7 protein-coding genes and 5 pseudogenes are annotated in these 14,830 nt (G+C 74.6%); 5 read left to right on the forward strand and 7 right to left on the reverse strand.

Annotation, left to right across the window (positions count from 1 at the left end):
- Position 1: 1 nt before the first annotated feature.
- Entirely contained in the window at positions 2–4,021 is a 4,020-nt protein-coding gene (locus ACXKR8_RS19025; protein WP_458274095.1) for a glycosyltransferase, read from the reverse strand.
- Positions 4,022–4,226: 205 nt separating this feature from the next.
- On the reverse strand, positions 4,227–4,496 hold the full coding sequence (locus ACXKR8_RS19030; RefSeq protein WP_380518465.1) for a WhiB family transcriptional regulator: 270 nt from the start codon (positions 4,494–4,496) through the stop codon (positions 4,227–4,229).
- A 551-nt stretch (positions 4,497–5,047) separates the two neighbouring features.
- Here ACXKR8_RS19030 and ACXKR8_RS19035 point away from each other — a divergent pair.
- Positions 5,048–5,650, forward strand: coding sequence for a cysteine dioxygenase (locus ACXKR8_RS19035; protein WP_458274096.1), 603 nt, complete (start codon positions 5,048–5,050; stop codon positions 5,648–5,650).
- On the opposite strand, the gene ACXKR8_RS19040 is transcribed toward ACXKR8_RS19035, so the two are convergent.
- From ACXKR8_RS19040 to ACXKR8_RS19055, 4 genes and pseudogenes are all read right to left on the reverse strand, one after another.
- Complete coding sequence (locus tag ACXKR8_RS19040) at positions 5,544–5,918, reverse strand: hypothetical protein (RefSeq protein WP_462100594.1); 375 nt, start codon at positions 5,916–5,918, stop codon at positions 5,544–5,546. The two genes, ACXKR8_RS19035 and ACXKR8_RS19040, sit on opposite strands and share 107 nt — an antisense overlap.
- A gap of 1,174 nt (positions 5,919–7,092) precedes the next feature.
- Positions 7,093–7,773: a class I SAM-dependent methyltransferase gene (locus ACXKR8_RS19045; RefSeq protein ID WP_458274098.1), complete on the reverse strand. Its 681-nt coding sequence runs from the start codon at positions 7,771–7,773 to the stop codon at positions 7,093–7,095.
- Positions 7,770–8,435: a TIGR04282 family arsenosugar biosynthesis glycosyltransferase gene (locus ACXKR8_RS19050; protein WP_458275019.1), complete on the reverse strand. Its 666-nt coding sequence runs from the start codon at positions 8,433–8,435 to the stop codon at positions 7,770–7,772. Before ACXKR8_RS19050 ends, ACXKR8_RS19045 begins: the two co-directional genes overlap by 4 nt.
- Positions 8,409–9,095: pseudogene (locus ACXKR8_RS19055) on the reverse strand (glycosyltransferase family 2 protein); the annotation flags it as partial. The pseudogene ACXKR8_RS19055 and the gene ACXKR8_RS19050, both read right to left, overlap by 27 nt.
- 154 nt (positions 9,096–9,249) lie before the next feature.
- Between ACXKR8_RS19055 and ACXKR8_RS19060 the strand changes: the two are divergent.
- Both ACXKR8_RS19060 and ACXKR8_RS19065 read left to right on the forward strand, forming a co-directional pair.
- Positions 9,250–10,034: pseudogene (locus tag ACXKR8_RS19060) on the forward strand (response regulator transcription factor).
- Positions 10,031–11,211 (forward strand): annotated as a pseudogene (locus ACXKR8_RS19065) (sensor histidine kinase). The pseudogenes ACXKR8_RS19060 and ACXKR8_RS19065 overlap by 4 nt, the downstream one beginning before the upstream one ends.
- A gap of 36 nt (positions 11,212–11,247) precedes the next feature.
- Here ACXKR8_RS19065 and ACXKR8_RS19070 read toward each other — a convergent pair.
- Positions 11,248–12,365, reverse strand: a pseudogene (locus tag ACXKR8_RS19070) (NAD-dependent epimerase/dehydratase family protein).
- Between the two features lie 103 nt (positions 12,366–12,468).
- Here ACXKR8_RS19070 and cofD point away from each other — a divergent pair.
- Together cofD and ACXKR8_RS19080 are read left to right on the forward strand one after the other, a co-directional pair.
- A pseudogene (cofD, locus tag ACXKR8_RS19075) lies at positions 12,469–13,480 on the forward strand (2-phospho-L-lactate transferase).
- The gene (locus ACXKR8_RS19080) at positions 13,477–14,817 is read left to right on the forward strand and encodes a coenzyme F420-0:L-glutamate ligase (RefSeq protein WP_458274102.1); all 1,341 of its coding nucleotides are present in this window, start codon (positions 13,477–13,479) and stop codon (positions 14,815–14,817) included. The pseudogene cofD and the gene ACXKR8_RS19080 overlap by 4 nt, the downstream one beginning before the upstream one ends.
- Positions 14,818–14,830 lie beyond the last annotated feature (13 nt).

Raw genomic sequence — 14,830 nt, forward strand, 5'->3', positions numbered from 1 at the left:
CTCAGCTCCCGGCTTCGTTGTGGTGCTGCGGATCCTGGTGCTGCGGATGCTGCGGGTCCTGGCGGTGCTGAGGGTCCTGCTGCGGGTCCTGTGCCTGCAGCCACGGGTCGTCCGGCGGCAGTGAACCGTAGGCGCCCTGGTTCTGCGGTGGTTGGGCCTGGTCCGCGGGCCAGGTGTAGCCCTGAGCGCCCTGCCCGCCCTGCGCCGGGTACGGCTGCCCCTGCGGGTCGAACTCCTGCGGGGCGTACTGGGGTTCGCCGTAGGGCTGGGGGGTGTAGCCCGGCTGCTCGCCGTAGTACGGCTGGGCCGGGTACTGCGGGTCGGTGTAGGGCTGCTGGGCGACATAGCCCTGGTCGGCGGCGTACGCCTGCTGCTCCTGGTACGGCTCGGCCGGGGGGTACTGGTCCCAGCCGTAGGGCTGCTGCTGCGGCTGCTGCGACCCGTCCGGCTGGGGCTGCTGCTCCCAGCTCTGCTGCTGCGGGACGGCGGCGTAGACCCCCGGCTGGGGCTGCGGCTCGGCCTCCGCGGCGTTGCCGAAAGCGGCAGCGCCAGCAGCGCCGACAGCACCGGCACCAGCACCAGCACCGGCGCCGACCGGGACCGGCTCGTCCGCGCCCTCCGCCGCGGCCAGCCTGCGGGCCCGGCGGGAGCCGGGCAGCGGCGCCTCGGCGGCGGCCGCCGCCTGCTCCGGGCTGCCCTCCTCCGGCAGGTCGTCGTCGTTGTGGTCGCGGCGGCCCGGCAGCGCCAGGACCAGCACCACGAAGGCCAGGAAGGCCTGTCCGGCGATCCAGCCCAGGTGCAGCGGGCTCTCGCTGTAGCTGACCACCAGTCGGCCGCCGCTCGCCGGGAGCGCGAAGCCCTGGGCCCAGCCGTTCACCACGGTCGGCTTGAGCGCCGTGCCGTCGAGGGTGGCGTGCCAGGCCGGGTCGGCGCTGTCGGCCAGCCGCAGCGTCCGCCCGTCCGGGCCGGTCGGGACGGTGGCGTGGACGTCGACCGGCCCCGCGGGCACGGCGATGTCGGGGCTGCTCGCGGCACCCGCCGCGGCGGGGTTCTGGATGACCGCCCGGGAGACGTTGTCGGTCACCCGCCAGATGCTGTAGTTGGGCTGCTGGTTGACCCGGGTGATCCCGGGGGTGGCGTTCAGGGTGTCGCTGAGCTGGGTGCTGACCGGGGACTGGACCAGCACGTACTGGACCGCGTAGTCGGCGAGACCGCCGGCCTGGTCCCCGCCGGCGCCGGCCACCAGGTTGGCGACCAGCGTGCTGAGGGCCTTGGAGGGACCGGCCTCGGCCGAGGTCTCCGCGCTGCCCACGGTCGGGCCCGCGTTGCGGACCAGCGAGTAGCTGACCACGCCGCCGTTGTTGCTGGTGGTGAGCACCAGGGTGCGGATCTGGTCAACCGTCGCGGCCTGCTCGGCGATGAACGCCGGGACCAGCTGGCCGCTGCCGCGCTGCAGCGGGTCGCCCGCGCCGCGCACCACCCACCACCCGGCCGCGGCCACCGGGGCCAGCGCGGCGGCGATGACGACCAGGGCGGCGACGGGCTGCCGCCAGCCGAAGTCGATCCCGGCGACGCGCCCGCGGGCGCCGTCCGCGCCGATGGCGGCGGCGGAGAGCAGGGCGATCCCGGCCAGCAGGGTGGCCGGTCCGGCCCAGGCCGAGACGGACTGGGCGCCGGGTCCAGGGGAGACCTTGGCGGTGCCGGTGAGCACCGCGCCCAGGATCCCGAGCGCGGCGACCCCCCAGGCGGCGACGACGGCGCGGCGGCGGTCGGCGCGCAGCAGGGCGGCCAGCGCCGCCAGCACGATGCCGACGACCAGCAGGCCGGGGACGGTGCCGCTGCCGCCCGGGTCGAGCAGCAGCAGTCCGGTGGGGGTCGCGGTGGGACCGACCGCGCCCGGGATCCCGGCCTCCAGCAGCAGCCGGGCCGGGTGCGTCAGCAGCCCGAGCGACCAGGGCGCGAGGACCAGCAGCGGGGTGGCCACGATGGCGACGCAGCGCGGGCCGAGGTGGCGCAGCGCGTCCGCGCCGCTGCCGAAGGCCCCGCCGCGCAGGAACCCGGCGAGCAGCGCGCCGAGCACGAACAGCAGCGCGAGCAGCCAGGCCAGCGGGACGAACGCGGTGGTCAGGCTGAGCAGCAGGGCGGCGACCCAGGCGCTGCGCCAGCCGGGGCGGCCGCCCTTGGCCGCGGTCTCCCGGCGGATGCCCAGGCCGACCGCGATGGCGGCGGCGCGGGCCAGCGGCGGCAGCAGCACGGCGAGCACGGCGGTGCCGATCCGGCCCTGGGCCAGCGCACCGGTCGCGGCCGGCAGCAGCGCGTACCCGGCGCTGGCCCAGGCGCGGACCAGCCGGGACTCGATCAGCGGCCGGGACACCAGGTACGCGGAGACCCCGGCCAGCGGCACCGCGAGGATCAGCAGCGCGCCGACGGCCAGGCCGGGGTTGCCGAGGAAGATGCTGGACAGCACCGCGAGCACGCCCAGGTACGGGGGCGAGCCGCCGGCCGTGCCGACGCCGTTGGCCTGCCAGGAGGCCGCGTACTGGTGCCACAGGTCGGACGCGCCGCCGGGGGTCGGCAGCAGCGCGCCGCCGAACAGGGTGCCGGAGCCGAGCAGGCTGCGGCAGGCGATCAGGGTGAGCAGCAGCAGTCCGGCGAAGAGCACCGGGGCGGGCCTGCGGGCGAGCCGCCGGAGCCGGCCGAACTGCTCGACCTCCAGGAACTCGGCGTCGTCGTCGACCGGGCCGGACTCGACCGAGCCGTGGCGGCTGGCGATGGCCTCGTTGCCGGTCTTCCCGGCGAACTCGGAGACCAGGTTCTCGACGGTGGCGCGGGCGCTGGCGCCGGGCGCGGGGAAGAGGCTGCGGTCGTCCAGGGCGTCGGGGCGTCGGACCCGGGCCCGCCGGGCCCGGCCCGCGATGATCCGGCCGAATCTCAGCAGCACCTGGGCGAACCCGGCGAACTCGTCCATGGCCTGCCCCGGCGTCTTGCCGAGCAGGTAGCCGAGCGCACGGACCACGGTGCTGAGGGTGATCCGCAGCAGCAGGTACGGCAGCATCAGCGCGCGCGAGTTGGCCAGCAGCGTGTAGACCGCGCCGGACTTGTCGATCCGGTGCGGACGGTCGGAGCGGGCGCAGTCGATCGGGCGGCGCTCCCGGCTGGCGGCCTCGGCGTGCCGCAGCACCGCGTCGGGCGCGACCACGGTGCGGTGGCCCGCGGCGGCGACCCGCCAGCAGAGGTCGACGTCGTCGCGCATCAGCGGCAGCGCCTTGTCGAAGCCGCCGAGCTCCTCGAAGACGTCGCGGCGGATCAGCATGCCGGCGGTGGAGACCGAGAGCACCGGGCGGACCTGGTCGCGCTGGCCCTGGTCCTGCTCGCGGCGGTCCAGACCGGTCCAGCGGCGGCCGCTGCGGGCGATGCTGACGCCGACCTCGAGCAGCTGCCTGCGGTCGTACCAGCTGCGCAGCTTGGGGCCGATGACGGCGGCGCTGGGGGTGGTCTCGGCGACCTGGAGCAGATGGCGCAGCGCGTCGGGCTGGGGCTCGCAGTCGTCGTGGAGCAGCCAGAGCCACTCGACCGGCTCGACCGAACCGCCGGCCAGCAGCTGGTCGGCGGCGAGCTCGTCATGGTGCCCGAGCGGGTCGCCGAACTGGTCGTGCGCCCCGCTCACCGGGTCGTAGCCGCTGGCCGAGATGGCATAGGGCAGATCCTGCGCGCGCAGCGGCAGGGTGGCCTTGACGGTCTCGTTGACGGCGGTGCCGAAGCCGGTACGGCGCCCGTACTGGTGCACCGAGGAGGAGCCGAGCGCGTCGGAGAGCAGCTGCAGCGAGGCATCGCCGGAGCCGGTGTCGGCGGCGAGGGCGCGCTGCACCGGGCGGTCCTGACTGAGCAGGCCGTTCAGTGCCTGTGGCAGCCAGCGGGCGCCGTCATGGCTGACCAGGACGGCGGTGACCAGGTGCCTCGGGTAGGCCGGAGGCCGTCCTGGGGCGGGCTGGCCGTAGGGAGTCGTCGCTGTGGCAGTCATCGCGGTGGGTGGCCCCGGTTCGCTGAGTGGCGTGGCTGGGTGAGCGACCCACACTAACGGTTGGCGGTGTGACGCTTCAGGGCCGGTGTGGTTTTGTGAGGAATGCGCAGTGTGAGGAAGGGGACGGCGAAGCCCCGCCGACGTCGGCCCGGCGGGGCTCTGTGCTGCTTGTGGACGGCCAACGGCACCAGAGGCACCGAACTCGTCAGACCACGGCCTTCTTGAGGCGCCGGCGCTCCCGCTCGGAGAGGCCGCCCCAGATACCGAACCGCTCGTCGTTCGCCAGGGCGTACTCCAGGCACTCGGAGCGGACCTCGCAGGCGAGGCAGACCTTCTTGGCCTCCCGCGTGGACCCGCCCTTCTCAGGGAAGAACGATTCCGGATCGGTCTGGGCGCACAAGGCGCGTTCCTGCCAGCCGAGCTCTTCCTCGACGGCGTCGTCGTCAAGGATCATCAATTCAAAGAGCTCGCTCATCAGCGCGCCTCCTACCCCTCTTCAGCGTGCGTCCCCGTGGTGCGGTCCTTCGCCAAAGTGACGAAACGACACAAGTGAAATTACAAGTGCGCAACTCTGGCCCAGTCAAGCCATGCTCTGGTATTGGGCCTGGGATTCACTCCCTGGAACCAAGCAGCCACGATAAGTGTGCATATTCGGACAAACCGGAGTCCCAACCATCCGACCGGTCATTCAAACGTCGATCGGTTACCCCGTCCGAGTGGACGTGGGTACTGAGCCGCTCGTTCCCGGCGATCTTGGGGGCCAAACCAGGGTGTGGATTTATCCACCGATCGGGTGATGTCGCCCCTCCGGTCGGGGGGGCGAGTTGACAGTGGGCAGGGACACACGATGTCCTGAATCCATGCCAGAGCAGCGCGCCCACTCCGAGAGCCTCGTCACCGAGCTCCGCCGTGCCGCCAGCGCGCTCTGTTGCCGCTGTAGCTAGGGCCTGCGACCTCTCCGGTCGCCGAGCCCCCACCGGAAGCACCCCACCCGGTACTACAGCGTCAGCAAGGACATCTCTTCTCATGTCTTCACTGCCTCCTCACCACACCTTTGCCTCCCCCGCGCCCTGGGCCGACGGCCTCAGCGACGTGAGCATCGCCGGCGACCCGCTCGCCTGGCCGCACCTCGCCCCCGCCCGGGCGGCCCACCCCACCAGCATCGGCGACTTCGCCGCGCTCGCCCGCCGGGTCGCCGCCGACCGCGGGCGCTGGCAGCCGATGGTCCGCTACGACGCGCTGACCCGCTGGTACGGGCAGCTGGAGACCGGCGCCGGGTACGAGGTGTGGCTGCTCAGCTGGCTGCCGGGACAGGGCAGTGGCAGCCACGACCACGGGCGCTCGTCCGGGGTGCTCACCGTCCTCGAGGGCGAGCTGACGGAGCGTTCGCTGACCGGGGCGGGCCAGACCGAGCGGCTGCTCGGCTCCGGCGCCCAGCGGGTGTTCGCCCCCGGCTACCTGCATGAGGTGGTCAACACCTCGCTGGAGCCGGCCGTCAGCCTGCATGTGTACTTCCCCGGCCTCACCGAGATGACCCCGTACGGATCGGCGTGGGGACGGCAAGGGCAGGGGCGCTCGGCGCAGCGGCCGGAGCCGGCAGTGCGGGACGCTGCGGAGGTCGAAGGCTGAGCAGGGTCCGGACCGCGGTGCCGGCCAGGACCAGGCAGAGCGCGGCGGTGTAGGCGGGCTGCTGGGCGCCGCCCCCGACGACCACAACAGCTGCTGCCGCGGCGGGCAGCCCCAGCCACTCCCAGCGGCCGTCCAGGGCGACCAGGGCCACCACCAGCAGCGCGTACCAGGGGTAGCCGGGGGCGGCCAGGAACAGTGCCGTGCCGGTGACCAGAAGCGCGCCGCGCCAGGGGCGGTCCGGGTCGCCGCGGCGGAGCACCAGCAGCACGGTCGCCAGCAGATCACCGCGACCAGGGCCGGGAGCAGCCGCGAGGGCAGCCCGAGCAGGGTCAGCAGGCCGAAGCGGTTGCCCTGGTCGTAGCCCTCCTCCTGGAGGTAGCCGGGCAGGTAGCCGATCACACCGAGGCCCGAGGCCAGCACATACGGCAGGTAGCAGAGCAGGAAGGCCAGCAGGGCGGCGGCCGGGACCAGGAGGTCGCGCAGGCCGGGCCGGCGGCCCCGGCGGAGCACCCCGGACAGCGCCCCCGGCAGGGCCAGGGCGGGGATCAGCTTGACCGCGGTCGCCGCCCCCAGCAGCGCCCCGCCGAGGACTCGGCCTCCCCGAACCGAGCGGTCCGAGCGGGCCGAAGCGACCGAGCGGGCCGAAGCGACCGCCGCGAGGCCGCAGACCATCAGCAGCGCGCCCAGGGTGTCGACATGCGCGTCGTTCACCGCCCACAGCGCCACCCCCGGACACCAGGCCCACAGTGCGGCCCGGTGCAGCGGCGCGCGGATCCGGCGCAGGATCAGCAGCAGCGCGCCGCTGGTGAGGACGGCCAGCAGCGCGCCCCCGGCCTGGGCGGTGCGGACGCCGTGGCCGCCGGTGACCCGCCCTGCCTGGTACAGGCCGAGGAACCAAACCTCGGCGACCGGGGGGTAGATGGTGTGCACGGTCGGACGGTTGATATGGGTGCAGACCGTTCCGGACCGGTGCAGGTCCCAGCCGCGACAGGAACCGGTGACCGGGAACAGCGCCGGATCGGCCGCCCGCAGGCCGGCCAGGGCCGGATCGGTCGGGGCGTAGGCGTAGGGGGAGGTCCCGGCCGCCTGGACGTGGCCGTCCCAGAGGTAGCGGTAGGCGTCGTCGCTGGTCCGGGGCGGGGCGAGCAGCCCGGTGAGGGCGAGGACGACGCTGCCGGCCAGGACCAGGGCGGCGGTGCGGCGGGGGTCGCCGACCCGGCGCAGCAGCAGGATGGCGAGCGCGAAGAGGACGGCATCGGCGAGATACCACCCCCGCAGCGGCCCCACCGCCCCGAGCGTCCCCCCACCGGTGACGGTGGCGGCGAGCGCGGCGGTCAGCGCGGCCAGCCCAGCCACGGCCAGGGCCGTGGCCCCGCCGGAACCGCGTGCCCTGGCACGGGCGGAAGCCGGGACGGCGGAAGCGGCGGCACCGGCGCGGGCGGTCATCGGGAGGATCCAGGGCTGAGGCGGAGGGCCAGGAAGTGGCGGCCCTCGGCGGTCCAGGCGTCGGTGAGGCGGAAGCCTGCCGCCACCGCCTCGGCCAGGGTGGCCCTCGCGCCGAGCCTGGCCCAGGAGAACGGGGGGCCGCAGCGGCCCGCGGCGTCCTCGACGGTGACGGTGACCCGGTCGTCCAGGTCGGCCGGTTCCACCTCGACCAGCAGCAGGCCCTCCGGCGCCAGCAGCTCCGCGGTGCGGGCCAGCAGCGCGCCCGGGTCGCCGCCGATGCCGAGGTTGCCGTCGGCGAGCAGCGCGGTGCCCCAGCGGCCCTCCCCCGGCAGCCGGTCGAAGACCGAGCGGCACAGCGCGCTGCCGCCGAGGCCCCTGGTCCGGGCCACCGCGCTGTGGGTGACGTCCACGCCCAGCGCCGGCAGGCCGTAGGCCTGGAGCTCGGCGACCAGGCGGCCGGGGCCGCAGCCGAGGTCGATCGCCGGAAGGCGGCGGTGCAGGCAGCGCAGCAGCAGGGTGCGGTCGGCGGCGTCCGGCGGCGCGCACCAGCGTTCGACGTCCAGCGGGTAGCGGTGGCCGTCGGCGCGGCGGAGCCAGAGCGGTCCGGTGCCGCTGCGCATCGCCTCGGCGAAGGGGTCGTCGGCCCAGGGCGCGCGGAGCGGGCTGAGCAGGGTCACCGTGCGACCCCGGCCGGGGCGACGGGCACCGGCGGGCGCAGGGCGCTCCAGCGGGCGGCGAAGCGGGTGCCGGGGGCCAGCGCGGCGACCTCGGCGGCCTCGCTGACGGTGTCGACATCGGTCAGGGTCGGCAGCACGGTGACCCGGAGCGCCGCGGCCGCGAGGCGTTTCCGCAGCTCATCGCCAGTGTGGGCGGTGGACATCGGCACGTCGTGCAGCAGTCGGCGGGCCAGCTCGGCGGTCGGGCGGGCCAGGCCCAGGGTCCAGAAGCCGCCGTCGGTGGCCGGGCCGAACCAGGCGTCGGTGCCGGCCCGTCCGGCCGGGGACAGCGCCTCGGCCAGCGTCCTGGCGCTGAGCTGCGGGGTGTCCATGCCGACCAGCAGCGCCGGGGCGTCGCCCGCGAGCTCCGCGGCCGCGGCGAAGGCCGCCGCGAGGCGTACGTCCAGGCCGCCGCCGCGCTGCGGCAGGACCTCCCAGCCCGGCGGCAGCCAGCGGCCCGGGGCGCCGTCCAGGACCAGCAGCCGCCGCCCGGCGGGGACACGGCCGAGGGTGCGGAGGGTGTCGGACAGCGCGGCCTCGGCGAGGTCCGCGGCCTGCTCGGGGGTGCAGGCGGGGGTGAGCCTGGTCTTCACCCGTCCGGCGACCGGAGCCTTGGCCAGCACCAGCAGCGTCGGGGCGGGCGCGGCCAGCAGCGCGCCCATGTCCTGGACCGCCTGCCGGGTGCCGCGCAGGGTGCCGGTGACCTTGGAGCGTCCGGCCCTGGGGTAGTACGCCACCTCGCGTTCGACGATCCGCATCCCGGCGTTGGCGGCGGAGAGGACCATCTCCAGCGGGTAGCCGGAGCGGCGGTCGCCGAGGCCGAGATCCAGCAGCCGGTCGCGCCGGGCGGTCCGCATCGGGCCGAGGTCGTGCAGGTCCGCGCCGGTGCGGGCGCGCAGCCGCCGGGCCAGCTCGGCGTTGGCGAGCCGGGCGTGCACCGGCCACGCCCCGCGCGCGGTCGGCCGCCTGCGCCCCAGCACCAGGTCCGCGCTTCCGTCCCGGACCAGCCCGACCAGGCCGGGCAGCTCGGCGGGGTCGAGCGAGGCGTCGCAGTCGCAGAAGCAGACGTACTCGGCGGTCGCGGCCAGCAGCCCGGCGTGGCAGGCCGCACCGAAGCCGCGCCGGTCCTCGTGGACCACCAGCGCGCCCAGGTCGCGCGCGATCTCGGCGGATCCGTCGGTCGAGCCGTTGTCCACAACGATCGCGCGGTACCCCTCGGGCAGCCGTTCGATCACCCAGGGCAGCGCCTGCGCCTCGTCCAGACAGGGCAGTACGACGTCCACCTGGGGGACGGTCGAAGATTCGTCATGGGATCACGGTAGGAGCGACAAGGGGGACAAAACCCCCGACTCCTCCTTACAGAAGTCCTACGGGACCGGCCGGACCGGATCGGGGCAGCTCGCGGGCTTCTACTCTCAAGAGGTGCCCCCATCCCACATCCTCGTCGTCGACGACGACCCGACCGTCGCCGAGGTCGTCGCCCGCTACCTCCTCCACGCCGGCTACACCGTCGAGCGCGCGGAGGACGGCCGCGCCGCGCTGGAGCAGGCCGCCGCGACCCGGCCCGACCTGGTCGTCCTCGATCTGATGCTGCCCGAGATCGACGGCCTCGAGGTCTGCCGGCGGCTGCGCGCCGACCCGGTGGCCCGGCACGTCCCGGTGGTGATGCTGACCGCCAAGGGCGACGAGCAGGACCGGATCACCGGTCTGGAACTGGGCGCGGACGACTATGTGACCAAGCCCTTCTCGCCGCGTGAGCTGGTGCTGCGGATCCAGTCGGTGCTGCGCCGCAGCACGGTCTCCGGGGGCGCGCCGGACGAGGCTGCGCCCTCCCCGAGCTGCTGCGCGCCGGGGACCTGACGCTCGACCCCGGCGCGCGCCGGGCCCACCGCGCCGGGCGTGAGCTGGCGCTCACGCTCCGGGAGTTCGATCTGCTGGCCTTCCTGCTCCAGCATCCGGGCACCGCCTTCGGGCGCGAGGAGCTGATGCACAAGGTGTGGGGCTGGGACTTCGGCGACATGTCGACGGTGACCGTCCATGTCCGCCGGCTGCGGGAGAAGGTCGAGGACGATCCGGCCGCACCGCGCCTGATCACCACGGTCTGGGGCGTCGGCTACCGCTTCGACCCCACCGCGGACCCCACCGCCGACCTCGCGGCCGACCCCGACCCCGCCGCCGACTCCGGCACCGCCCTCGACACCGCCGGTGAGGTGGAGGCATGAGCGACTTCCTGACCATGGCCTGCTACGCCGCGCTGGGCGCGGTGCTGGCCGGGCTGCTCGGCTGGCCCGCCATCGTGCTGCTGCGCCGCCGCTCACTGGCGCTGTCGCTGTTCACCGTGGCCGCCGTCACCGCCGTGTCGCTGACCGGGAGCACCATCGCGGTCGCCCAGGCGATGCTGCTGGACCGGCACGACTACGCGGTGGTGACCATCGTGCTGTCGATGGGCTGCGTGGTCTCGCTGATCGTCGCGGCGCTGCTCAGCCGCCAGGTGGTGGCCGGCAGCCGGGCCCTGGCCGTGGCCGCCCGCACGGTCGGCAGCGACGACGGCTTCACCGCCCCCGAGCAGCCGCTGAGCGCGGAGCTGGCGGCGCTGAGCTCCGAGCTGTCGGCGACCAGCGGGCGGCTGGCGGAGTCCCGGCAGCGGGAACGGGCGCTGGAGTCCTCCCGGCGGGAGCTGATCGCCTGGATCTCGCACGATCTGCGCACCCCCCTGGCCGGCCTCCGGGCCATGGCCGAGGCGCTGGAGGACGGGGTGGCGGACGACCCGGCCCGCTACCACTCGCGGATCAGGCACGAGGTGGACCGGCTCACCGGGATGGTGGACGACCTTTTCGAACTGTCGAGGATCCAGGCCGGGGCCCTCACCCTGAGCCTGTCCCGGGTCTCGGTCTACGACCTGGTCGGCGACGCCATAGCGGGCGCCTACCCGCTGGCCCAGGAGCGCGGGGTGCACCTGGTCGGGACGGCATCGCGCCGGCCCCGGTGGAGGTGGACAGCCGGGAGATCACCCGGGTGCTGGGCAATCTGCTGATCAACGCCATCCGCTCGACCCCGGTGGACGGCACGGTCGCCGTCGCGGCCCGGCAGGAGGAGCGCCAGGTGGTGGTGTCGGTGACCGACGGCTGCGGCGGCATCGACGAGCAGGACCTGCACCGGGTGTTCGAGACCGGCTGGCGCAGCGGGACGGCGCGGACCCCGCGGGTGGTCGGCGCGGCCGGGGTGGCCACCAGGGGCGGCGCGGTGCAGCACCACGGCGACACCGGGGCGGGGCTCGGGCTCGCCATCGTGCGCGGGATCGTGGAGGCGCACGCGGGGCACGCGTCCGTCCGCAATGTGCACGGCGGCTGCTGCTTCGAGATCGCCCTGCCGGCGGCAGCGGCGGCCACCGCCGGCTGAGCCCGAAGCGCGGAGCCCGTAGCAGCGCAACGGCCCTCAGCCGCGCAGGGGCTCGTGGGCGAAGGCGGTCATGCCCTCGCGAAGCCGACCGCGGGGAGCCAGCCCAGTTCGGTGCGCAGCCGGGTGGAGTCGGCGGTGATGTGGCGGACGTCACCGAGCCGGTAGTCCCCCGTCACCACCGGATCGGGACCGCCACTGGCGGCGGCCAGCGCGGCGGCCATCTCGCCGACGGTGTGCACCGTGCCGCTGCCCACGTTGTAGCAGCGCGAACTCCCCGGCGGGCGCTGCCCCAGCGCGCCCTGCTCCCCCGGCTGCCCCGACTCCCCCGGCGCGTCCAGCGCGTCCAGCGCGTCCAGCGCGTCCAGCGCCGCGAGGTTGGCCGAGGCCACGTCGGAGACATGGACGAAGTCCCGGCGCTGGCCGCCGTCCTCGAAGACCCGGGGTGACTCGCCGCGTTCCAGCGCCGAGCGGAAGATCGAGGCCACCCCCGCGTACGGGGTGTCGCGGGGCATCTCCGGGCCGTAGACGTTGTGGTAGCGCAGTGCGGTCACCCGGCCGGAGGTGGCCCGGGCCCAGGCCGAGGCCAGGTGCTCCTGGGCCAGCTTGGTCGCCGCGTAGACATTGCGCGGATCCGGTGCGGCGCTCTCGTCCACCAGCTCGGAGGCGAGCTGCGCGCCGCAGTGCGGGCACGGCGGTTCGAAGCGGCCCACGTCCAGGTCCGCGGTGCGGCGGGGGCCGGGGGCGACCTCGCCGTGCTCGGCGCAGCGGTAGCGGCCCTCGCCGTAGACGACCATCGAGCCGGCCAGGACCAACTGTCCCACCCCAACCCTGGCCATCGCGGCGAGCAGCACCGCCGTGCCCAGGTCGTTGCAGCCGACGTACTCGGGGGCGTCGTCCAGGTCGAGGCCGAGGCCGACCATCGCCGCCTGGTGGCAGACCGCGGTGACCCCGCGCAGCGCGCGTTCGACGATCACCCGGTCCCGGACGTCGCCGTGCAGGAACTCGACGCCGTCCGGGAACAGCGGTGGCTTCCGGCTCGGGTGGACCGCGGGGAGCAGCGCGTCCAGGATCCGGACCCGGTGTCCGGCCTCGGCGAGTCGGGTGGCGATCGCGGAACCGATGAAGCCGGCGCCGCCGGTGAGAAGGACGTCCATGAGGGGACGCTAAAGCAGACCGCGACCGGTTTGGGAGGGTTGCGAACGATCCGTCAGGGGTCCGTAAGAAAGGTGGTCAGAGCCGGATGCGAGGATGGGCGCCATGCGCATCGTGGTACTTGCCGGAGGAATCGGAGGCGCGCGCTTTCTGCGCGGCCTGAAGCAGGCGGTCGGCCCCGGGGGTGAGATCACCGTCATCGGGAACACCGGCGACGACATTCACCTGTTCGGGTTGAAGGTGTGTCCCGACCTGGACACCGTCATGTACACCCTCGGGGGCGGAATCCACGAGGAACAGGGCTGGGGACGGGCCGACGAGTCCTTCTCCATCAAGGCCGAGATGAAGGCCTACGGGGTCGGCCCGGAGTGGTTCGGCCTCGGCGACAAGGACTTCGCCACCCATATCGTGCGGACCCAGATGCTGGCCGCGGACTACCCGCTGAGCGCGGTCACCGAGGCGCTGTGCGACCGCTGGAAGCCGGGGGTCCGGCTGATCCCGATGTCGGACGACCGGGTCGAGACGCATGTGCTGACCGACGTCGACGGGGAGCGGAAGGCGGTGCACTTCCAGGAGTACTGGTGAAGCACCACGCCACGATCCCCGCGCACGCGATCATCCCGGTCGGCGCGGAGACCGCGAAGCCGGCGCCGGGGGTGCTGGAGGCGATCGCCGAGGCCGATGTGATCATCTTCCGCCGTCCAACCCGGTGGTGAGCATCGGCACGATCCTGGCCGTGCCCGGGATCCGGCAGGCGGTGGCAAGAGCCGCGGCCCCGGTGATCGGCCTCTCCCCGATCATCGGCGGGGCGCCGGTCCGCGGGATGGCGGACAAGGTGCTGGAAGCGGTGGGGGTGGAAACCTCCGCGGCTGCGGTTGCCAAGCACTACGGCAGTAGGGCTGCGGCGCGGAGCGCCCCGAGCGAGGGTGGCGGCGGGCGACGGGCGGGCTTGATCGACGGCTGGCTGGTGGACGAGTCGGACGCCGCCGCGGTGGCCGAGGTCGAGGCGGCCGGGATTCCCTGCCGGGCGGTGCCGCTGTGGATGACCGACGTGGACACCACCACGGCGATGGCCCAGGCGGCACTGGCGTTCGCGGAAGCGGTGCGGAGCTCGTGACCGAGCCAGCAGCGGCCGAGACGGCTGCGGACCAGCTCACGGTGTGGGCCCTCGCCGGGCTGCCGGAAATCGGGCCGGGTGACGACCTCGCCGAGTTGGTGGCCGGGGTCGCGCACGGCGCGACCGACGGCCTCGCGGACGGCGACATCCTGCTGGTGACCTCGAAGATCGTCAGCAAGGCCGAGGGCCGGATCGTCCAGGCGGGCGACCGGGAGGCGGCCATCGACGCCGAGACGGTCCGGGTGGTCGCCCGGCGCGGGCGGACCAGGATCGTGGAGAACCGGCAGGGCATGGTGATGGCCGCGGCCGGCGTGGACGCGTCCAACACCCCGTCAGGGACCGTGCTGCTGCTGCCGGAGGACTCGGACGCCTCGGCCCGCGCGCTGCGCAAGCGGCTCGGCGAGCTGACGGGACGTCGGATCGCGGTGGTGATCACCGACACCTTCGGGCGGCCGTGGCGCAACGGGCTCACCGACGTCGCCATCGGCGCGGCCGGGATCACCGTGCTGGAGGACCACCGGGGCCGGGTCGACGCCCACGGCAATGAGCTGGCGATGACGGTCACCGCGACCGCCGACGAGCTCGCGGCGGCGGCGGACCTGGTGAAGGGCAAGACCAGCGGGCGGCCGGTCGCGGTGGTCCGCGGCCTGGGCCACCTGGTGACCGGGGAGGACGGCGCGGGCGTCCGCCCGATGATCCGCTCGGCCGCCGAGGACATGTTCCGGCTCGGCAGCTCCGAGGCGGTCAGGGAGGCCGTCACCGGACGCCGCACGGTCCGTGCCTTCACGGCCGAGCCGGTGGACGGTGCGGCCGTCCGCCGCGCCGTCGCGGCGGCGATCACGGCGCCCGCGCCGCACCACACCACCCCCTGGCGCTTCGTCCTGGTCGAGAGCGCGGACACCAGGACCCGGCTGCTGGACGCCATGCTGGCGGCCTGGAACCAGGATCTGCGGGAGCTCGACGGCTGGAGCGAGAGCCGGGTCGCCACCCGGGTCCGGCGCGGGGACGTGCTGCGCAATGCCCCTTACCTGGTGGTGCCCTGCCTGGTGACCGACGGCGCCCACGACTACCCGGATGCCGCCAGGGCCGCCGCCGAACGCGAGATGTTCGTGGTGGCGATGGGCGCGGCGGTGGAGAACCTGCTGGTCACCCTGTCCGGCGAGGGTCTGGGGACGGCCTGGGTGTCGTCCACCATGTTCTGCCGCGAGGTGGTCCGCGAGGTGCTGGAGCTGCCGCAGGGCTGGGACCCGATGGGCGCGGTCGCGGTCGGCCACCCGGCCGCTCCGGCGCCGGAGCGGGCGCCGAGGGACGCCGAGGCCTTCATCGTCACCCGCTGAACCCGCTGGACCC

Source organism: Streptacidiphilus sp. PAMC 29251 (genome assembly GCF_054208735.2).